Annotated in this window: 16 protein-coding genes and 4 tRNA genes; 16 read left to right on the top strand and 4 right to left on the bottom strand. The window is 32.3% G+C overall.

All coding sequences use genetic code 11. The annotated features are described in order from the left end of the window. Window positions 1–83: 83 nt before the first annotated feature. From LB941_RS10490 to LB941_RS10475, 4 genes are all read left to right on the top strand, one after another. Window positions 84–149, top strand: a tRNA-OTHER gene (locus tag LB941_RS10490). Window positions 150–161: 12 nt separating this feature from the next. Continuing rightward, a tRNA-His gene (locus tag LB941_RS10485) sits at window positions 162–234 on the top strand. Window positions 235–325: 91 nt separating this feature from the next. Then, window positions 326–397, top strand: a tRNA-Gln gene (locus LB941_RS10480). Between the two features lie 45 nt (window positions 398–442). Next, window positions 443–527 (top strand) — tRNA-Leu (locus LB941_RS10475). 234 nt (window positions 528–761) lie between these two features. Here the strand turns inward: LB941_RS10475 and LB941_RS10470 are convergent. After that, window positions 762–1,364 (bottom strand): nitroreductase family protein, encoded by a 603-nt coding sequence (locus LB941_RS10470; protein WP_253361921.1) that lies wholly within the window; start codon window positions 1,362–1,364, stop codon window positions 762–764. Window positions 1,365–1,920: 556 nt separating this feature from the next. Between LB941_RS10470 and LB941_RS10465 the strand changes: the two genes are divergently transcribed. Beyond that, entirely contained in the window at window positions 1,921–3,570 is a 1,650-nt protein-coding gene (locus LB941_RS10465; RefSeq protein WP_253361920.1) for a phosphoenolpyruvate carboxykinase (ATP), read from the top strand. A gap of 235 nt (window positions 3,571–3,805) precedes the next feature. Further along, window positions 3,806–5,113 carry an ammonium transporter gene (locus LB941_RS10460; RefSeq protein WP_253361919.1) on the top strand — a complete coding sequence of 436 codons (1,308 nt, stop codon included), beginning with the start codon at window positions 3,806–3,808 and terminating at the stop codon, window positions 5,111–5,113. A gap of 212 nt (window positions 5,114–5,325) precedes the next feature. Here the strand turns inward: LB941_RS10460 and LB941_RS10455 are convergent, their stop codons facing one another. Then, window positions 5,326–5,889, bottom strand: coding sequence for a TIGR01440 family protein (locus LB941_RS10455; protein ID WP_253361918.1), 564 nt, complete (start codon window positions 5,887–5,889; stop codon window positions 5,326–5,328). 258 nt (window positions 5,890–6,147) lie between these two features. On the opposite strand from LB941_RS10455, the gene nrdD reads away from it, so the two are divergent. The 3 genes from nrdD (at window position 6,148) to cls (ending at window position 10,786) form a co-directional block, all read left to right on the top strand. Next, window positions 6,148–8,313 carry an anaerobic ribonucleoside-triphosphate reductase gene (nrdD, locus tag LB941_RS10450; RefSeq protein WP_253361917.1) on the top strand — a complete coding sequence of 722 codons (2,166 nt, stop codon included), beginning with the start codon at window positions 6,148–6,150 and terminating at the stop codon, window positions 8,311–8,313. Further along, window positions 8,306–8,980, top strand: coding sequence for an anaerobic ribonucleoside-triphosphate reductase activating protein (nrdG, locus tag LB941_RS10445; protein WP_253361916.1), 675 nt, complete (start codon window positions 8,306–8,308; stop codon window positions 8,978–8,980). The genes nrdD and nrdG overlap by 8 nt, the downstream gene beginning before the upstream one ends. 237 nt (window positions 8,981–9,217) lie before the next feature. Next, complete coding sequence (cls, locus tag LB941_RS10440; RefSeq protein WP_253361915.1) at window positions 9,218–10,786, top strand: cardiolipin synthase; 1,569 nt, start codon at window positions 9,218–9,220, stop codon at window positions 10,784–10,786. An 84-nt stretch (window positions 10,787–10,870) separates the two neighbouring features. Here the strand turns inward: cls and LB941_RS10435 are convergent, their stop codons facing one another. Continuing rightward, on the bottom strand, window positions 10,871–11,434 hold the full coding sequence (locus LB941_RS10435) for a M15 family metallopeptidase (RefSeq protein WP_253361914.1): 564 nt from the start codon (window positions 11,432–11,434) through the stop codon (window positions 10,871–10,873). Window positions 11,435–11,802: 368 nt separating this feature from the next. On the opposite strand from LB941_RS10435, the gene spxA reads away from it, so the two are divergent. The 4 genes from spxA (at window position 11,803) to pepF (ending at window position 16,141) form a co-directional block, all read left to right on the top strand. Continuing rightward, complete coding sequence (spxA, locus tag LB941_RS10430) at window positions 11,803–12,201, top strand: transcriptional regulator SpxA (RefSeq protein WP_253361913.1); 399 nt, start codon at window positions 11,803–11,805, stop codon at window positions 12,199–12,201. Between the two features lie 129 nt (window positions 12,202–12,330). Then, window positions 12,331–13,098 carry an adaptor protein MecA gene (locus LB941_RS10425; RefSeq protein ID WP_253361912.1) on the top strand — a complete coding sequence of 256 codons (768 nt, stop codon included), beginning with the start codon at window positions 12,331–12,333 and terminating at the stop codon, window positions 13,096–13,098. 215 nt (window positions 13,099–13,313) lie between these two features. Continuing rightward, window positions 13,314–14,261, top strand: coding sequence for a competence protein CoiA (locus LB941_RS10420; protein ID WP_275980028.1), 948 nt, complete (start codon window positions 13,314–13,316; stop codon window positions 14,259–14,261). 65 nt (window positions 14,262–14,326) lie between these two features. Further along, window positions 14,327–16,141 (top strand): oligoendopeptidase F, encoded by a 1,815-nt coding sequence (gene pepF, locus LB941_RS10415; protein WP_253361910.1) that lies wholly within the window; start codon window positions 14,327–14,329, stop codon window positions 16,139–16,141. Between the two features lie 178 nt (window positions 16,142–16,319). On the opposite strand, the gene LB941_RS10410 is transcribed toward pepF, so the two are convergent. Beyond that, window positions 16,320–16,973 carry a ClpXP adapter SpxH family protein gene (locus LB941_RS10410; protein ID WP_253361909.1) on the bottom strand — a complete coding sequence of 218 codons (654 nt, stop codon included), beginning with the start codon at window positions 16,971–16,973 and terminating at the stop codon, window positions 16,320–16,322. A gap of 177 nt (window positions 16,974–17,150) precedes the next feature. Here LB941_RS10410 and yjbM point away from each other — a divergent pair, with 177 nt between their 5' ends. The 3 genes from yjbM to LB941_RS10395 are packed head-to-tail and all read left to right on the top strand — an operon-like array spanning window position 17,151 to window position 19,513. Next, the gene (gene yjbM / locus LB941_RS10405; protein ID WP_253361908.1) at window positions 17,151–17,837 is read left to right on the top strand and encodes a GTP diphosphokinase; all 687 of its coding nucleotides are present in this window, start codon (window positions 17,151–17,153) and stop codon (window positions 17,835–17,837) included. Next, entirely contained in the window at window positions 17,815–18,633 is an 819-nt protein-coding gene (locus tag LB941_RS10400; RefSeq protein WP_253361907.1) for an NAD kinase, read from the top strand. Before yjbM ends, LB941_RS10400 begins: the two co-directional genes overlap by 23 nt. After that, a complete protein-coding gene (locus LB941_RS10395) occupies window positions 18,623–19,513 on the top strand; it encodes an RluA family pseudouridine synthase (RefSeq protein WP_253361906.1) in 891 nt (296 codons plus the stop codon). Before LB941_RS10400 ends, LB941_RS10395 begins: the two co-directional genes overlap by 11 nt. Window positions 19,514–19,527: the final 14 nt, after the last annotated feature.

Below are 19,527 nucleotides of genomic sequence, written 5' to 3'. Positions count from 1 at the left end.
GCGAAGTCTGGCTAAACGCGGCGGACTGTAAATCCGCTCCTTCGGGTTCGGTGGTTCGAATCCACTCCCTTCCATTTTTATTATGGAATGTAGTTTAATGGTAAAACAACTTTTTGTTGATATAGGTTCGATTCCTGTCATTTCAACCAAACTTAATAATGGCGGTAGTGGCGAAGTGGTTAACGCACCGGATTGTGGCTCCGGCACGCGTGGGTTCGATTCCCATCTACCGCCCTTTCATATTTGGTATAGCCAAGTGGTAAGGCAATGGACTTTGACTCCATAAATGTTGGTTCGAATCCAACTACCTGATATGAATTATTATTGGGGTATAGCCAAGTGGTAAGGCAACGGTTTTTGGTACCGTCATGCGCTGGTTCGAATCCAGCTACCCCAGTATAAGATATAGATCATATATTTTATTGTTTAGCTAAATGTTTATGCCGGTGTGGCGGAATTGGCAGACGCGCTGGACTCAAAATCCAGTGTCCGTTGAGGACGTATCGGTTCGACCCCGATCACCGGTATTTATTTGAAAAAGTAATCTGAGATTTTTGAGGCATACTCCTAATGTTGTGAGTGTGTCTCATTTTTTTAAGATTTTTGCTGATTAATCCAGTTTTATTTTTGTATCAATCACTAATCAACTGAAATAAATGAAATATATATTCCATTTCGTCTAACAAAAAGTTCTGACATGAAACTATTTTATCGTTTCATATCAGAACTAATTTTAGATTGGTTTAATTGTGCTATATTAACTACTTTATTATTCGAACACGCTCTTCATCAAGGATGAATTTCTTTTCAATAGCTTTTGATTCAATCGAACCAAAAGGCATTTGAGCGCGTAATCGCCAACTTTTAGGTATGCTAAACTCTTTAGCAATTGACTCATCAATTAACGGATTATAATGCTGTAATGATGCTCCTAAATTTTCTTGTGCCAAAGCAACCCAAACAGCTTGTTGAGCACCACCTATACCTTGTTCAGACCAATCATAGAAATTTTCTGCATACAGTGGAAATTTTTCTTCTAAATTTTTTACTATCGCTGTATCTGTGAAAAACAAAATTGTTCCAAAACCAGCTCTAAATGTTTCAATCTTTTTTTTCGTTTTTTTAAACGCTTCAGCATTTGGAACTTCCTTTTCTAAACACTGTTCAACAATATCCCAGACACGCTTTGATTTTTCTCCAAATAAAATTACAGCACGTACAGTTTGACTATTAAATGCTGTTGGTGAGTATTTAATAGCTTCTTTGATTAACTCAGATATTTTTTCAGGTGTCAGTTTAACGTTTTCTCCTAACGCATATATTGTTCGACGCTTTTTTAAAGCATTAACTACTAATTCTGTCATAAATTATGATTCTCCTTAATGTAGATACAAAAATATATTACTATTATAACACTTATTTTTAGTAAGTGCGAATTTATTTTTTGTAACCTAACTAACAAAAGATAGCTATGGACGTTTTAATAGTAGATATCAAATTGTAAGATAATATTGAAATTTAAAATAAAATCTAGATATAAATCATAAGAAGCTATTGTGAGAAAAGATGATTAGTAAGAGAATATTAATATTTCAAATTGAATAGCCTAGAGGAGGGTTTGGATATTATACAGAGTTAAGTATCTAGCTGTCTATATGTATGCATTTTGTCATCAATTACTCGAAGGTAAAAAGAGTTTGAGGCTTTTTTGGTTACAACTATTTTTGCGTTGAACTTTGCTTTATGTACGCTAAATGGGACCATTATATGTATATTAAGTAGAATTTAAAAAAATGAGATGTAGTTTTATTGATTTGTTAAGGAACAATAAAAAATATATTAGCGTAAACTATCTATAATAATATGTTAAAATATATATAGAAAACGTTTTTTTATTTGTATATAGGAGATGTTATTAAAATGAGTACATTAGAAAAGTTTTTGGAAAGAGATATATCGAAAAAGAATCCTATTTTTTCACAAACAAGAACAACTATTGAAACTGCCTTTTACGCTAATAATGTAAGAAAAATTACAGATTTAATGACAGCATATAAATTAGCAGCTAATAATCCAGCAACAATAATTACTGATTTAGCAATAGAACATACAAGTGAACTGGGTTTGCCAGCATATGCAAAGATGTTAGTTGATAACCATGGAGCTGTAGTAGGAAGAACTGCTGCTGCACGCCATTTAATTGATGATCCTAAAGAAGATACAGATAAGTTAATTAAGATTTTACAAGAAGCAATTTACATAGGCGCAAAGCATAATTTTTATAAGACAGAAGTTGTTGTGGGATTAGATAAGGATTTTATGCTTAAGGCACATTTGATGTTACCTGAAGGTTTTGAAATGAATTTGCTGTCATATATGCTTAATTTTCAAAATTTTAATGCTAAGTATTCAAAAATATATGCGGAATCAAAAAAATATCCTGAAGGAGATATCTATTTATATGCTGACCCATTCTGGACAAACAGTGAGTATCCTGATGGGTTAGTCATATTTGATGCGGCTCACAATGTTGGAGCCATACTAGGATTACGTTATTTTGGAGAGTTAAAAAAGGCTACTTTAACATTGGCTTGGGCAACAGCGCATAGAAATGGGTATACTGCATGTCATGGTGGTGCCAAAGCGTTTCATTTTAAGAATCGAAAAGATAAGGTTTTTGCTTTTTATGGATTATCAGGATCAGGCAAATCAACTTTAACACATGCAAAACACGATGATAAATTTGATATTACGGTTTTACATGATGATGCATTTGTTATTTCGCGTAGCGATGGGAGCTCAATAGCGCTAGAACCAGCTTATTTTGATAAAACGAGTGATTATTTACCAGGGACTAGAGAAACAGCGTATTTTACAACAATAATGAATGTAGGTGTAACCTTAAATAGCAAAGGAGAAAAAGTACTTGTAACAGAAGACTTGCGTAATGGAAATGGTAGGACAATTAAATCGCGGTATGCTTCTATTAATCGTGTAGATAAGGAAAATGAGCCGATGGATGCAATTTTTTGGATTATGAAAGACGATAGTTTACCCCCTATCTTAAAACTTGAAGATCCGATTTTGGCAACTACATTTGGAGTAACTTTAGCAACTAAGCGATCGACCGCTGAAAATTTAACTGAAAGTACAGATGAAAACATGTTAGTTATTGAACCCTTTGCGGATCCCTTTAGAGCATATCCATTGGCTGAGGATTATAATGATTTTAAGGAACTATTTGAAAAGAGGAAAGTTAATTGCTATATTGTAAATACGGCAGAGTTCAATGGCTTGGATATAGGTAAGAACGTTACTTTAAATATCCTTGAAAGTATAGTCAATGATAAAATGAAATGGCGCTCTTTCGGTGGATTATCAGGAATTAGTTGTACTAATATTTCAGGATATCCAATTGATTTTTCAAATAAAGAGTATGTGAATAAGTTAAAAAGACGTTTCGAAATTAGACGTAACTGGGTTCAACAACATAATCTCGATACTCCGTATGATAAGTTACCAATGGAAGTATCGGATAAGTTAGATCAATTACTTAAGGAATTGAAATGAATAACTATAATTTAGACAAGTTAGCTTCATCAAAAAGCAACTTGTTTTTTTGTGAAAATAAATAAGCACATGCTCATTTAGGTTATGTTTTATAACATGTAAGGGGTATTAAAATCAAAAAAAGTCAAAGCTTGTCTTTTTTACATTAAAAAATGATTAGATTAAAGAAAAAATAATAACAAAAAAGATATATGATGTTATAATTTATCACATCAAAGGCAAAGGAGAGGTGTATATGCTAAATGCAGCTAATTCAACATTTGTAATTATATCTTCAATTCTTGTTTTTTTTATGACACCAGGCTTAGCTTTCTTTTATGGAGGTTTGGTTTCGAGAAAAAATGTTGTTAACACAATGCTTTCTGTTTTTATAATCTGTGGATTAGCAGTGGTTTTGTATGTTGCTGTAGGTTATGAATTAAGTTTTAATGGCAATATAGGTGGTGTCATTGGAACTATTAAGCACTTTTTTTTAAGTGGAATTGATTTAGGTAAAGTTACACTGAAAGATCAAGGGCTAAATACAGGTACATATTTAGTTTTCCAAATGATGTTTGCCATAATTACCCCAGCGTTGTTTGTGGGTGCTGTTGTGGGTCGGATGCGTTTTAATTACTTATTCGGTTTTATTGCAGTTTGGTCAATTTTTATATATTATCCACTTGTTCATATGGTTTGGAGTTCAAACGGAATCTTGGCTTCATTAGGAGTTTTAGATTTCGCTGGTGGCACAGTCGTACATATTAATGCTGGTGTAACAGCACTTATACTATCTATTTTCTTGGGTAAACGTTTGAAGTTTGAAGATGAGCATTATAACTTGCCTTGGGTTTTATGTGGCACGGCTATTTTGTGGATTGGTTGGTACGGATTTAATGCTGGTTCAGCTTTAGTAATGAACAGTATTGCAATGAATGCATTTTTGGTTACAACTGTAGCAGCATCAACAGCAATGATTACATGGATGGTACTTGAAATTCAAACAGGTGGTAAACCATCTTTAGTTGGTGTTTGTACAGGTGCATTATGTGGATTGGTTGGCATAACGCCGGCAGCTGGGTACGTGACTACTGTTGGTGCAATTGTAATAGGAATTTTATGTACGGTAGCAAGTTTTGTTTTTGTGAATTATATAAAACCGGTTTTGAAATTTGATGATCCTTTAGATGCATTCGGGTGTCATGGTGTTTCAGGAATAGTTGGTTCTATTTTAACAGGGGCTTTAGCTACAAAGACAGTTAATTCAGGAATCACAGAAAATGGACTGTTTTATGGTGGAGGAATACATCTTTTTTTAATACAAATTGTAGGTACATTAGCAACGATAGTTTTTGTTACCGTGATGTGTTTGATTTTAATTCCAGTTTTAAAACTCTTTATTAAAATGCGTGTAGATGAAAAAGAAGAATTAGCAGGTTTAGATTTTGGCGAACATGGAGAACGAGTTGATTATTCAATTGGTGAAGATACACATACAATTGAACGTTATCCAGACGAATTTAGAGGACAATTAGCCCATTTTGATAAGAATAGATATGATTAATATGATTCCACTATTTAAATGTAATTATTTAAATTTTGATTTACTATGATAGTTTCATTGTATATTAGATTAATAGCCTTATCTTAGTAATTATCTAAGATAAGGTTATTTTTTGCTGTTAGAAAAAGAAAGCAAAAAACCCTTAGTAAAGTTAGATTAATCTCTAAACAAAAATTAAGGGTTTAATATTAGCATTTTTTAAGAGGGCTGAATTAAGAAAACGGATCCCAAGAATATTTTGCTCGTTGACCACCAATCAACTTGGGCCTTGAACGTAAGAATGTAGTATGTGCCGCACCAATTTCTTTAATAGAGGTACGAACAGGAATTTGAACATATTTAACATGCATACCAATTGATGTATCTCCAATATCCATTCCAGCTTGTGCAACAATATGTTCAACTTCAACAGGATTTTCAAATTGTTCGAATGCAGCTACTTGGGCAGCACCACCTGCATGGAGTGACGGATAGACTGAAACAACTTCTAGATTTAATTTTTGAGCTACTTTTTTTTCGACAACTAATGCACGGTTTAAATGTTCACACCCTTGAACAGCAAGGTTAATTTTTAAAGGGGCTAGTGTTTTAAGTATAGTTTGAATTACAGTACGTCCAATATCTATATTTGAATGTTTACCAATATGTTCGCCCTGAATTTCGCTTGTACTGCACCCAAGGACAAAAAGAGAATCTGGTTCTAAAGTTGTTTGGCTTAAAAGTTCATTTAAACCACTATTTGTTTGTTGTTCAATTTTTTCTAATGTTAATGTCAAACCAATATCCTTCTTTCTAGAATTTTGTGATTATATTATAACGCTTAGATTGAAGTGAAGAAAAGAAAAAGTTTTAATTATTCAAAGATAAGCCGAAAGCATGAACAGCAATATATGTAAACGTAAAACTTACATACTATATATCGTACAATTTATTTTTTATTACTACAATATGTTGTATATGGTGTGTAAAAGGTATAGAATATATATGAAAGAAATATTTTGATAATCAAGAAAAAATTTAGGAGGATATTAGTGATGATGGAAGTAAGGAAACACGCACATATAGGTTTAATTTTACCAACAAAATTTATCAAGCGTGATGGATCAGAAATGCCATTTATGCTTTATAAACTAGAATATATATTGGATAAATTAGGTCTAAGCGAACAAAAAGAAGAAATATTGGGCGTGTTATTTACTTCCATCAATATAGATGAAGTAATTCACGCAGATGAAATGCGTAAATCTTTTGTACAAACATTAAAAGATTTAGAGTATACGAATGAAGCACAAAAATACACTGATATTTTCAAAGAAAACGAAGTAAAGTGGGCTAAACAAACTAATCCAACGGATAGATTAAATCGTCTACAAGCACAAGATCCTGCATTAGTACATGAAAATGCCAATAAGGATAGTAACGTATTTAATACTCAAAGAGATCTAACTGCAGGGACAGTTGGTAAAACTTTGGGTTTGAAAATGATGCCAGAACATATTGCTAAAGCACATCTAAGAGGCGATATTCACTATCATGATTTAGATTATACACCATGGAGTCCAATGACTAATTGTTGTTTAATTGATTTTAAAGAAATGCTGACAAATGGCTTTAAAATTGGGAATGCAGAAGTTGAAAGCCCACATTCAATTCAAACTGCCACTGCACAAATGGCACAAATAATAGCTAATGTTGCATCAAGTCAGTATGGAGGTTGTTCTGCAGATCGTGTTGATGAAGTTTTAGAACCGTTTGCAATGCGTAATTATCAAAAGCATATAAAAGAAGCAAAAGATTATATAGATGATCCTGTTAAACAAAAAGAGTTTGCAAAGAAGAGAACGAAAAAAGATATTTATGATGCAATGCAGGGCTTAGAATATGAAATAAATACGTTATTTTCTTCGCAAGGTCAAACACCGTTTACAACTTTAGGTTTTGGGTTAGGGACTTCGTGGATTGCGCGCGAAATTCAAAAGTCTATTTTAAATATTAGAATTGAAGGCTTAGGACGCGAGAAGAGAACGGCTATTTTTCCTAAATTAGTATTTACGATAAAAAAAGATTTAAATTTGAAACCTAATGATCCTAACTATGATATAAAAGAGCTAGCGGTTAAATGTGCTACTCAAAGAATGTATCCTGATGTTTTAATGTATGATAAGATAAAAGAAATAACAGGTAGTTTTAAAGCACCTATGGGTTGTCGTTCTTTTTTACAAGGCTGGAAAGACGATAAAGGCAAGGAAGTAAATTCAGGACGCATGAACTTGGGAGTTGTAACAGTTAATCTACCTAGGATTGCATTGCAATCACAGGGTGATGTTGCATTGTTTTGGAGCATTTTTAGTGAACGAATGAAGCTAGCTGAGGATGCATTAGTTTTTAAAGTTAAAAGAACATTGGATGCATTACCGGAAAACGCACCTATTTTATACCAATACGGTGCATTTGGAAAACGTCTAGCTGCAACTGATAGTGTTAATGAATTATTTAAACATGAACGAGCAACTGTTTCAATTGGATATATTGGGTTATATGAGGTAGGCACATACTTTTTTGGTCCTAATTGGGAAAAAAATCAGCAAGCCCACGATTTTACGCTAGAAATTGTGAAAAAAATGAAGAACTATTGTGATAGTTGGTCTAGCAAATATGATTATCATTTTAGCGTCTATTCAACGCCTAGCGAATCCTTAACAGACCGTTTTTGTGTCTTAGATACTCAGAAATTTGGTAAGATAAAAGATATTACAGATAAAGAGTATTATACAAATAGTTTTCACTATGATGTTAGAAAGCATCCAACGCCATTTGAAAAATTAACGTTTGAGATGGATTATCCTAAATATGCTTCTGGTGGTTTTATTCACTACTGTGAGTATCCAAATTTGCGTCAAAATCCTAAAGCGCTCGAAGCTGTTTGGGATTGGGCATATGATAAAGTGGGATATTTAGGGACAAATACACCAATTGATCATTGCTATAAGTGCGGCTTCCAGGGTGAATTTAAGGCAACTGAACGTGGGTTTGAATGCCCTGATTGTGGAAATCATGACCCTAAAACGTGTGATTGTGTAAAAAGAACATGTGGTTATTTAGGAAATCCATTGCAAAGACCAATGGTTCACGGACGACATGTTGAAATTGCATCACGAGCAAAGAACATGACAAAAGGAATGGTTAAAGAACATGACTAGTACAATTCGAATTAGTATTGGTGGAGATACGCAGTTTGTTGATAAGAGTATGAAAAGCACATCAGTTACTAAAGCTAATTCGTCAAAACATTCTTTAAATAAGCAACCGCGAAATCCTAAACCTGAAGAATGGTTGGCTTCTAAATTAAGTCAACAGAAAATTGCTGATTATAAACCTTTTAATTTTGTGGATGGTGAGGGTGTTCGATGTAGTTTATATGTGAGTGGATGTAAATTTGCTTGTCCAGGTTGCTATAATAAGGTTGCTCAAAGTTTTAACTATGGTACAGTTTATACGCAAGAACTGGAAGATCAGATTATAAAAGATTTAAGTGAGGATTATGTTCAAGGATTAACATTGCTTGGTGGAGAACCATTTTTAAATACACAAATTTGTTTAAAACTAGTAAAACGTATTCGAAAAGTCTTTGGAAATAGTAAAGATATCTGGTCATGGACGGGTTATACATGGGACGAATTGCAACAAGAATCAGAAGATAAAAAGGAATTACTCACCTATCTTGATATTTTAGTGGATGGACGCTTTTTAAATGACAAGAAGGATTTAACTTTGCAGTTCAGAGGAAGTTCAAATCAGCGAATTATTGATGTTCCTAATTCCTTGGCACAAGATAAAGTTGTTATATGGAATAAACTAGTAAAATGAAATAATTACATCTTTTTAATGATTTGTATATAAGATTATATTGAATAAAAGGGACATGCTCCATAATTGTTAGACATAGAAATTAACAGTTATGGGGTGTTTTTATGACCAAATATTCGACCGATTTTAAAATCATGTCATTTAAAAAATTGCTGAGAATGTGGATTAAATATCATAGTAATAGTATAATTTGACTATTTTTTCTTAAAAAGGCACAATAAGTTTGGAGGTAAATGAATGGAAAAAAAAGGAATGTCTTTACTTGAAAAAAGTAAAAGTGGGATATTACGAGTAGTTTTTAGTCGGATAGGTTTAGTTATTTGCTTATTACTATTACAAATTTTTTGGATTTTTTCGTTGTTTAAGTGGTTTAGCCAAGAATTTTCAAACTATGCTCTTTTTGTGGTGATTTTTGATATTATCATGGTATTATATCTTGTTAATAGTAATATTGATCCTTCAGCGAAGATGACATGGTTACTATTAATAACGCTTGCTCCATTATTGGGTTCATGCTTATTACTTTACACACAAAGAGATATTGGACATAGAGCTTTGCACAAGAGAATTTTAGATTTAATAAAACAAAGCAAGGAAAATTTAAAAGAAGATAAAAAAGCACTAGAACAATTAGCAATTGAAAATCCAAGTTTAGGTGGCTTAGCGTACTATCTACGAAATTGTAATGAAAGATTTCCAGTTTATTGTAATAGTAAAGTAAAATATTTTCCATCAGGTGAAACAAAGTTTAATGAGATGCTTATAGAATTAAAAAAAGCGCAGCATTTTATATTTGTAGAGTATTTTATTATAGCAGAAGGTGAAATGTGGGGAAAAATTCTAGAGATTTTAGCACAAAAAGCTGCAGAAGGTGTGGAAGTTAGGGTAATGTATGATGGAATGTGTGAGTTTACCACACTGACAAATGATTACCCTAAACGACTAGAAAAATTGGGAATAAATTGCAAAATGTTTTCACCAATTCGTCCATTTGTATCCACGTATTACAATTATCGCGATCATCGGAAAATTCTAGTTATAGACGGAGAAGTTGCTTTTACAGGCGGGGTAAACCTTGCAGATGAGTATATAAATAGAATTGAACGCTTTGGTCATTGGAAGGATACTGCTGTTATGGTTAGAGGAGAAGCGGTCAAAACTTTTACACAGCTTTTCTTACAGATGTGGAACATTACTGAGAGTAATGCAGAGTTTTTAAAATATATGCAAATTCAACCCCAAAAATTGCAAAATTCAAGTGGCTATATTATTCCTTATGCTGATGTCCCTTTAGAAGAGGATAAGGTATCAGAAAATGTATATATGGATATATTAAATGGAGCAAAGAAATATGTTCATATTATGACGCCATATTTAATATTAGATGGAAAGATGGAGCATGCCTTGATTTTTGCTGCTAAAAGAGGAGTGGATGTTGAGCTCATTTTGCCTGGAATACCTGATAAAAAAATACCATATGCATTAGCTAAGACACATTTTAAAAATCTTATTTCTGCAGGCGTGAAGATTTATCTATATACACCCGGATTTATACATGCTAAATCTTTTGTAAGTGATAATACAACAGCTATTGTGGGAACAGTAAACTTGGACTATCGTAGTTTATACCATCATTTCGAATGTGCATTACTAATGTATATGTCAGATTGTGTTGAGCAAATAGAAAGAGATTTTATAGATACGAGAAATAGTAGTGAAAAAGTTACACTAGAGACGTTAAAACAAGAAAAAATAAGCATAAAACTAATAGGAATCTGTGCAAAAACAATAGCTCCACTATTATAATTGTTACGTTAAAAAAGCTATAATATAAAAAAGATGGATATTTATTGAATTATATCTCAATAAATATCCGTTTTTTATAAATTTTTATTTATAGTCGTTGGGATTAGCGGATAAAGGCTTGTATTCATCCATTTGACTATCGCGAAAATCCCACCATTCATTGATGTATCCAGTGAAACCAGCTTCAAGCATAGCATCATTTAAAATATTATAATAATATATTTCATTATCATCCCACATATTTTTAGAAGTACGCATAGCTTTTTCAGTGAAGTCATCAAATTTTGTAGGTAACGGCTTTTCTGCACCAGAGGAATCAGTCAGTGTAAGATCAAAAGTAACACCTTTTTGATGGCTGAAGTTTGGATCGGGTTCAGCAACAAAAGTTGGATCTGGATATATTTCGTATAATTTTTTTTGAGAGGCAACCGGTCGATAGGCATCCCAAACTTTTAGACGAAAGCCTTGCTTTTTTACAATTGCACTAGCATTTGCAAGTTTATTCGCTGTTCCAGTTCGAGCTATAGCAGTTTTGAAGTCGTAAACAACCTGATGTGTAAAGTTATCTAAAGTGGCATAGCGCAAATCAACAATAATATCGGGGTCTAGATGTTGAATATTAGTAAATCCTGTTAAATTATAATCCATAGGAAGTCCTCCTTGCAAAAAAAGATAGTTTTAATAAGTGTAACACTAATTAATTGGAAAAAAGAGTTTTTTATAAAAATAAAAGATTTAACCAAAGAACATATATTGTGTAACATATATTTATTTATAGTATTTTAAATAACAAATTAATGATAAAACATAAGTTCTTGTTTCGTACTTTGTATAATTTGTATGCAATATCAAAATAACAAGCGATATACTTTATAAAAATTATAAATAACTTTTTTAAAAAATAAAGATCAAATCTTTTTTAAGGTATTAATTTTTTGAAATTTGATGTATAATAATATTTGTAGGAAATAATTGTCGTATTACGCGTAAGAATTTAACTGTAAAGGAGCGATTTTATGGTTACTCTATACACATCACCAAGTTGCACTTCATGTCGTAAGGCGCGCGCATGGTTGAAGAAACATGACATTCCATTTGCAGAAAGAAATATTTTTTCTGAACCGCTTAAAATTAATGAAATTAAACAAATTTTACAAATGACAGAAGATGGTACTGAAGAAATTGTATCAAAACGTTCGAAGGCTTATCTTGATTTGAATGTTGATATTGATGAATTGCCATTACAAGAATTATTTGATTTAATTCAAAAAAACCCTGGCTTGTTAAGACGTCCAATAATTATGGATGATAAACGTTTGCAAGTAGGCTATAATGAAGATGAAATACGCCGTTTCTTACCTCGTGAGGTGCGCGCTTTGGAATTGCAAAAGGCGCAAAAGTTAGCTGGCTTTTAAATAAAAATTTTATGAGATCACTTGTACTTGTGGGTGGTCTTTTTTTGCTTTTTCTGATATTATAAAGGGTAAAGCCATTAAGTGTAATTTTGCTTAAGGATTGTGTTTGATAGAGAAGGGGTGACCACAATGGAAATGGAAAAAATCAATGAGAATACTATTAAAGTATCGCTTGAAAGTGAAGATTTAACCGAACGTGGGATTACCGTCCTTGATCTGTTAGGTAACCAAAAAGAGATTGAGAGCTTTTTCTACAGTATTTTGGATGAGGTAGATACAAAACATGAGTTTCGGGAAAATGATGCCGTTACATTCCAATTAATGCCTAATCGTAATGGATTGGAACTCTTCATAACTAAAGTAGATCCTAATAGTGATGAGGAACCTTATTCACCAATAAAAGATTTAGAAAATCAAGGGAAAAAAGTGCAGCAAATAGATATTAATAATATGAGTGATACAGATGATATTGCGAGTTTTATAAAAAAGCAACTGGATGCAGCACTTGAAAAGCCTACAACAGATGAGCTTTTTAACGGTGAAGATAATGATGAGAAGGATGAAAAAACACGATATTTGAATAACTATGAGGAAACCCAAGAACATCATGTGATTGTTTTTGCAAGTTTTGAAGATTTCATACAATTGACATCTGAAAAAAAGATGTCTAATAGAATTTCAAGTTTATATAAGTATGGTGATAAATATTATCTTGAGATAATATTTGATAAAAATACGTTAGATAAAGCTGAGATAGGAGACATCTTGGCAGTCATTTATGAATATGGAAACAGTGTACCATTTACTGCAGCAGTTATTCATGAACGGGCAAAATTAATCATGAAAAATAAAGCAATTGAATTAACGCGTAGTTATTTTAATACAAGGGCAAAATAAGTTATAGAATAGATATTAATTAAGCATTAGTAAACTAAAAAGTTTGCTGATGCTTTTTTTAAACTAAAAATAAAAAATAGTAAAATTCACAAAAAAATGCGCTCTTTTTTACGTATTTATAGATGTAGTAAAAAGGATTACAAAACTATATTATGAGGAGGTTAAAATAATGTTTTATGCACTTACATTAACGGGTAGCTATTGTCAAATTTTATATGCTAAAAAGGATCAAGTATATCTATGTCCCAGGCTGTAAACAAAAATTAATTGTGAAAGCTGGAAAACAAAAAGCAATGCATTTTGCACATTACAAAAAGACATGCCATTTATTTAGTGAAGGTGAGACGCAAGAACATCTACAGGGCAAATATCAATTGTACCATTGGTTAAAGGAAATAGGATTAAATTCTCAGATTGAAGCATATATGAGTAATTTAAAGCAACGGCCAGATATAATAAGTTCATTACAAAGTGGGGAAAAAATAGTTTTTGAATTTCAATGTGCTCCTATAAGTACTGAAAAGTTGATATCGCGATCTTATGGTTATGCAAATAAAAAATTGAAATTTTTTTGGATTTTGGGTCAAAGGTATCGTTTGAAAAAGAAATTAACACAGCAAATTGCTCAATTTATACGGTGGACACCAAATTTAGGTTTCTATTTAATATATTTAGATGTTGGTCATAAACGCTTTGAGATTTGTTATGCAATTCAGCAAGCAGATTATGTACCAATTAAGTATTTAAAACATTACGCATATAGTTTAAAAGAGTTACATCATTTTTTGCACATTAAGCACAAGCCAAAGTATTTTCCGCTAACACTAATTGAAATAAAACAACAAATGGCAAACTTTAGAAGTCGAATATTCTATAATGATCCAGGATTAAGAAATCTACGTAATAAATGTTATGTACGAGGATTAACCCTATATGAAATCCCCACAGATGTATTTCCACAAAAATATTGTCCACCAATATATAGAGTACCATCATTTATTTGGAAGATGTCTGTACTACTTCTAAAAGGAGAAAGTAATTTGTCATATCTTGAATTGGCATCTAAAGAATTACAAAAAAGCCGGTTTTATAATATGCCATTTATAAAAATGGAATATTTTTTCAAATTAGAATTGAGAAATTTTCTTGCAACTAAAGAATGATAAAATATTGCGTTTCAAATCTATTTTAGGTTAGAATGTTAATTAATAATTGGAAGAGGTAGACAATGGATAAAATAGAGAAGTTACCTAAACGAAATGAAGTACCACTAGAACTAACATGGGATTTACAGAAGGTTTTTTTAACAGAAGACGTATTTGAAAAAAACATAAACGACATAAAAAAGCAAGCTGATAATTATAAGAAGTTGCAAGGAACATTAAATAAAAGCGCATCAGATTTGTTAATAGCTGTAAAAGAATTATTAGCTATTAATCGTAATTTAGAAAAGGTTTATGTATACGCGAATATGAAGAACGACCAAGATACAACAGATACACATTATCAAGATGTGTTTGCTAGAGTTCAGAAATTACTTTCAATTGTTGCTAAAGCAACATCTTGGTTTCAACCAGAATTATTACAAATAAAGCCACAGAAACTTGCAAAATATTATGAAATTGAGTTAAAACTGAATGAATATCAACACTTATTGGAAAAATTAACGGCTAAACGTGAACATACGCTAAGTGAGAGAGAAGAGGCGTTACTTGCAGGTGCTACAGATATTTTCTCAGCTTCAGAAAACTTTTTTGGAATCTTAAATAATACAGATTTAAAGTTTCCACTTGTTAAAGATGAAACGCAGCAAGTGGTTGAATTATCTGATGGCGTATATAGTAGGTTATTAGAATCGGTAGATCGAAATGTTCGAAAAGAAGCATTTGAAAAGTTATATGGTGTTTATGGACAATTTAAACATACATTTGCTGCAATACTTGCAAATCAAGTGCGTGTGCACAATTTTGAAGCAAATGTTCGCAATTATAATTCTGCAAGGGAAGCTGCTTTAGTTAGCAATGAGATACCTGTAGTAGTATATGAAAAGCTAATAGAAGAAGTAGAAGAACATTTACCATTATTACATCGTTATGTTAATTTAAGAAAGAAAGTATTAAATATAGACAAAGTGCATATGTATGATCTATATACGCCAATCGTTGGAAAAACAGGACTAAAATATACTTATCCAGAAGCAAAAAAAGAGGCGCTTAATGCATTGGCTATCTTAGGAACAGAATATAGTGAACAGGTTAGAGAGGCCTTTAATGAACGTTGGATTGATGTTGTAGAAAACAAGGGGAAAAGAAGTGGCGCATATTCATCAGGTATGTATGATACAGCACCATATATTTTACTAAATTGGCAAGATAATTTAGATAATTTGTTTACGTTAGTACATGAAATGGGACATAGTATGCATAGTTATTTAACAACACATACGCAACCATATCAGTATGGAGATTATTCGATTTTTTTGGCTGAAATTGCTTCAACTACTAATGAAAATTTATTAACACAATACTTATTAAATAAAGAAACAAGTAAACAGACACGTATTTTTATTTTAAATCATTACTTAGACGGTTTTAAAGGAACTGTTTTTCGTCAGACACAATTTGCGCAATTTGAACAGTGGATTCATGAAGAAGATGCCAAAGGCAATTCGCTAACTGCAGATTATTTAGCTGAGTATTATAAGAAGTTGAATAAACATTATTATGGACCCAACATTGAAAATGATGATGAAATTGCATTAGAATGGACGAGGATACCTCATTTTTATTATAATTTTTATGTGTATCAATATGCTACTGGATTTGCAGCAGCTTCAACACTGGCAAAGAATATTTTAAGTGGAGATGCAGTGAAAATCGAGGCGTATTTAAACTTTCTAAAATCGGGAAGTTCGGCTTATCCAATCGAAATTATAAAAAAGGCTGGTATTGATATGACAGATAGTTGGTATCTAAAAGAAGCATTTAAGATATTTGAAATGAGATTGAATGAATTAGAAAAATTATTAGAAAGTGAAGAATAACGCTATACAAAAGAGTGGTAAATGGTTAGTTAGAGATTATTAGTAGTGTAAATCGGATAATTGAATTATCTGGTTTATGCTACTTTTCTATCACCAAATATTTGAAGATAAAAAAAGTCTAGAACTTTTTGGCGTGGATGAAACAATTTCAGTATGCCATTTAGTTCTGGACTCTTTTTCAAGAACGATGCTGAACATCATTGTCTTGTTGAGAATGGACGATAGGGTGAAGCCGTTGCTTAATATGATGTTGCAAAATTAATTCACGTGGTACATTTCCATGAACAATATTTTCTAAAACATCATAGGAGTCACAGCCACTAACTGAGACACCACAATCAAAGCCTTCTAAATTATACAATACGAGCGTTGGATGCTCCGAAACGTGCATTTTAGCTGCCATTTCCTGATCTTGTCGAAAACATTTAACTGTAAAGTCGGAATGACGATCTTCCATAAACATAGCTACATCGAGTTTGCAAGCCTTCGCTGCGGCTAAAACTAATTCTTCATCATACGAAGATTTTGAATTTAAGAAGGCATGTTGTATATATAATAGATAAGCACGGCCTTTTTTCTTACCTTGAAACAATGCAGCTTTATAATCAAGTGCAGCCTGATACAGTGAATCTGACATTTGATTACGGATATTTAAATCATTTAAAGGTAGTCGATGGGACTGCATTACACTAGTGACGGTATTTAAATTTAATAATGGGATGAAGCGAAAATTAATGCGTTCACTTGATCGTGCAACTAAATTTAAAATATCTTGCTCGGTTTGGTAGCAAACAGACCCTAAAGGGTTAATAAACAGATATATTTCTAACACAATCTATTCCTCCATAAATAATAATACGTCCCTTATACTATCTTTACTTTAACAAAAAATTTTTTTTTTGCAATTCATTTGCTTGTATTATTTTGTTTTCAAAAAAGTATCCTCGTTAGCTAATGAGTTAATAATTGTGTTAAACTACTAGATAGATACAGAAAGGTTGTGTGTTTGATGATGGAAAATTGGAAACAATTTCTTCAACCATATGAACAGGCAGTCTCTGAATTAAAATTAAAATTGCGACAATTACGTGATCAATATCAACAAACAAGGAAACATTCACCGATTGAATTTGTAACAGGTAGAGTAAAGCCAGTTACTAGTATTATTGAAAAAATGCAACGTCGTCAAATTACGGTAGATCGTTTAACAGAAGACATGGAAGATATTGCAGGAATTAGAGTCATGTGCCAATTTGTTGAAGATATCTATGTCGTGGTAGATGTATTGAAAAATCGCTTTGATATGCAAGTGATAGAGGAAAGAGATTACATAACTAATCAAAAACAAAGCGGTTATCGGTCATATCATATTGTCATTAAATATCCTATCCAGAGACTTAGCGGTAAACATGAAATAAAAGTAGAGATTCAAATTAGAACTTTAGCAATGAATTTTTGGGCAACAATTGAACATTCATTAAATTATAAATACAAAGGTTCATTCCCGCGTGAATTAGAAGAAAGATTGCGTCGTTCAGCAGAAGCAGCCTTTTTATTGGATAAGGAAATGTCAGATATAAGAGAAGAAATTAAGGAAGCTCAAGCTTTGTTTCAAACAAAACAATCGAATCAAATATTTGATGGCGAGGACGAGCAAGATAAAAGGAGTACGAATGAGAATTGCAATTTTCGCTAATAACGAACGTAAAACACAAATTGTTAAAGAAAAATTAAAACGAAAGTTTATCGAACGCCATTTTATTTTAGATGAAGAAAGTCCGCAAGTTGTTGTAACAATAGGTGGAGATGGAACTTTATTATCTGCGTTCCACTATTATCGCAAGCAGCTTAAAACAATTCGTTTCGTAGGTGTACATACTGGACACTTAGGTTTTTATACGGATTGGCGTGATGATGAAATTGACGATTTAATTATTAGTTTGCAATCTGATAATGGACAGTCTGTCAGTTATCCATTGCTAGATGTTTTAGTGCACTATGCTAATCAGCCTAAGCCCCAACGATATTTAGCATTAAATGAATCTACTTTGAAAAGAAGTAGTTCGACAATGGTTACAGATGTTTATGTTGGTGGAGAACTTTTTGAACGTTTTCGAGGGGACGGATTGTGTGTATCTACACCAACGGGATCAACGGGATATAATAAGTCGATTGGTGGGGCAGTTGTGCACCCTGATATGGAAGTTATGCAGTTAACGGAGATAGGCTCTATAAACAACCGCGTTTTTAGGACATTAAGTTCACCTATGATTGTGTCTCCGAACGATTGGATTACATTGAAACCAATGTTAAGTCGGGAAGATAAACGTGATTTATTACTTACAATTGATTCAAATAGTTATCATAATTTAGGTATTACACAAATTCGCTATAAAGTTGCAAAAGAAAGAATTAGTTTTGCTAAATATCGGCACACGCATTTTTGGCATCGTGTACAAGATGCGTTTATCGGTGATAATTATGGAGATTAATTTTCGTTATGAACAAGAAAATACAATGAAGTTAAAAAACTTTTTAAATGAAAAAGGCATATCAAGACGATTGCTGGCGAATATCAAAAAGGATGCTGGTGGAATCTGGATTAATAATCAAAAATGTTACCTAGCAGATAAGCTTGTATGGGGCGATGAAATAAAGCTAATCATTCCACCCGAAAAGAATCGAAAGAGAAATCTTGTTAAATCATTTGTACCACTGAAAATCGTTTATGAAGATGACTCATATCTGATTGTTGAAAAACCACCATATGTTACAACAATTCCAACTGTGCACCAGTTGACAGATTCATTAATAAATCGGGTAGCGGGCTACTATTATTTACAAGGATATCATGATATTATTCCACATGTGGTCACACGATTAGACCGAAATACATCAGGGTTAGTGTTGTTTGCAAAACATAGATATGCACATGCATTAATTAATCAACAATTAGTAGAGCATAATATTTTTAAAGAATACTGTGCTTTTTTAAGTGGAAAAATAAAAGCAGAACATTTTATGGTAAAAAAGCCTTTAGGACGTTCAGAAAATAGTATTATCGAACGAGAAGTAAGAGAAGATGGTCATTTAGCAATTAGTGAGTATTGGGTTGTTAAAAGTCTTTCCAAAGCTACAGTTTGTAATATAAGACTACATACGGGGTACACGCACCAAATCCGGGTTCACAGTGCTTTTTTGGGTCATCCGCTGATTGGGGATACATTATATGGTGGTAAAATTGTGTTACCTATTCAACGACAAGCACTACATTGCCAGTATCTAAGTTTTTATCATCCGTTTTTAAAAAAGCAAGTGGAATTTAAAAGTGAGTTACCTAGCGATATGAGACAATACTTAATAGGCAATTAATTAAAAAAGGGGTT

The sequence above is a fragment of the Ligilactobacillus ubinensis genome (genome assembly GCF_024160875.1).
In the GTDB taxonomy this organism is placed as follows: Bacteria; Bacillota; Bacilli; order Lactobacillales; family Lactobacillaceae; genus Ligilactobacillus; species Ligilactobacillus ubinensis.
The sequence above is the reverse complement of the archived record's forward strand: the minus strand, read 5'-3'. Positions and strand labels throughout refer to the sequence as shown.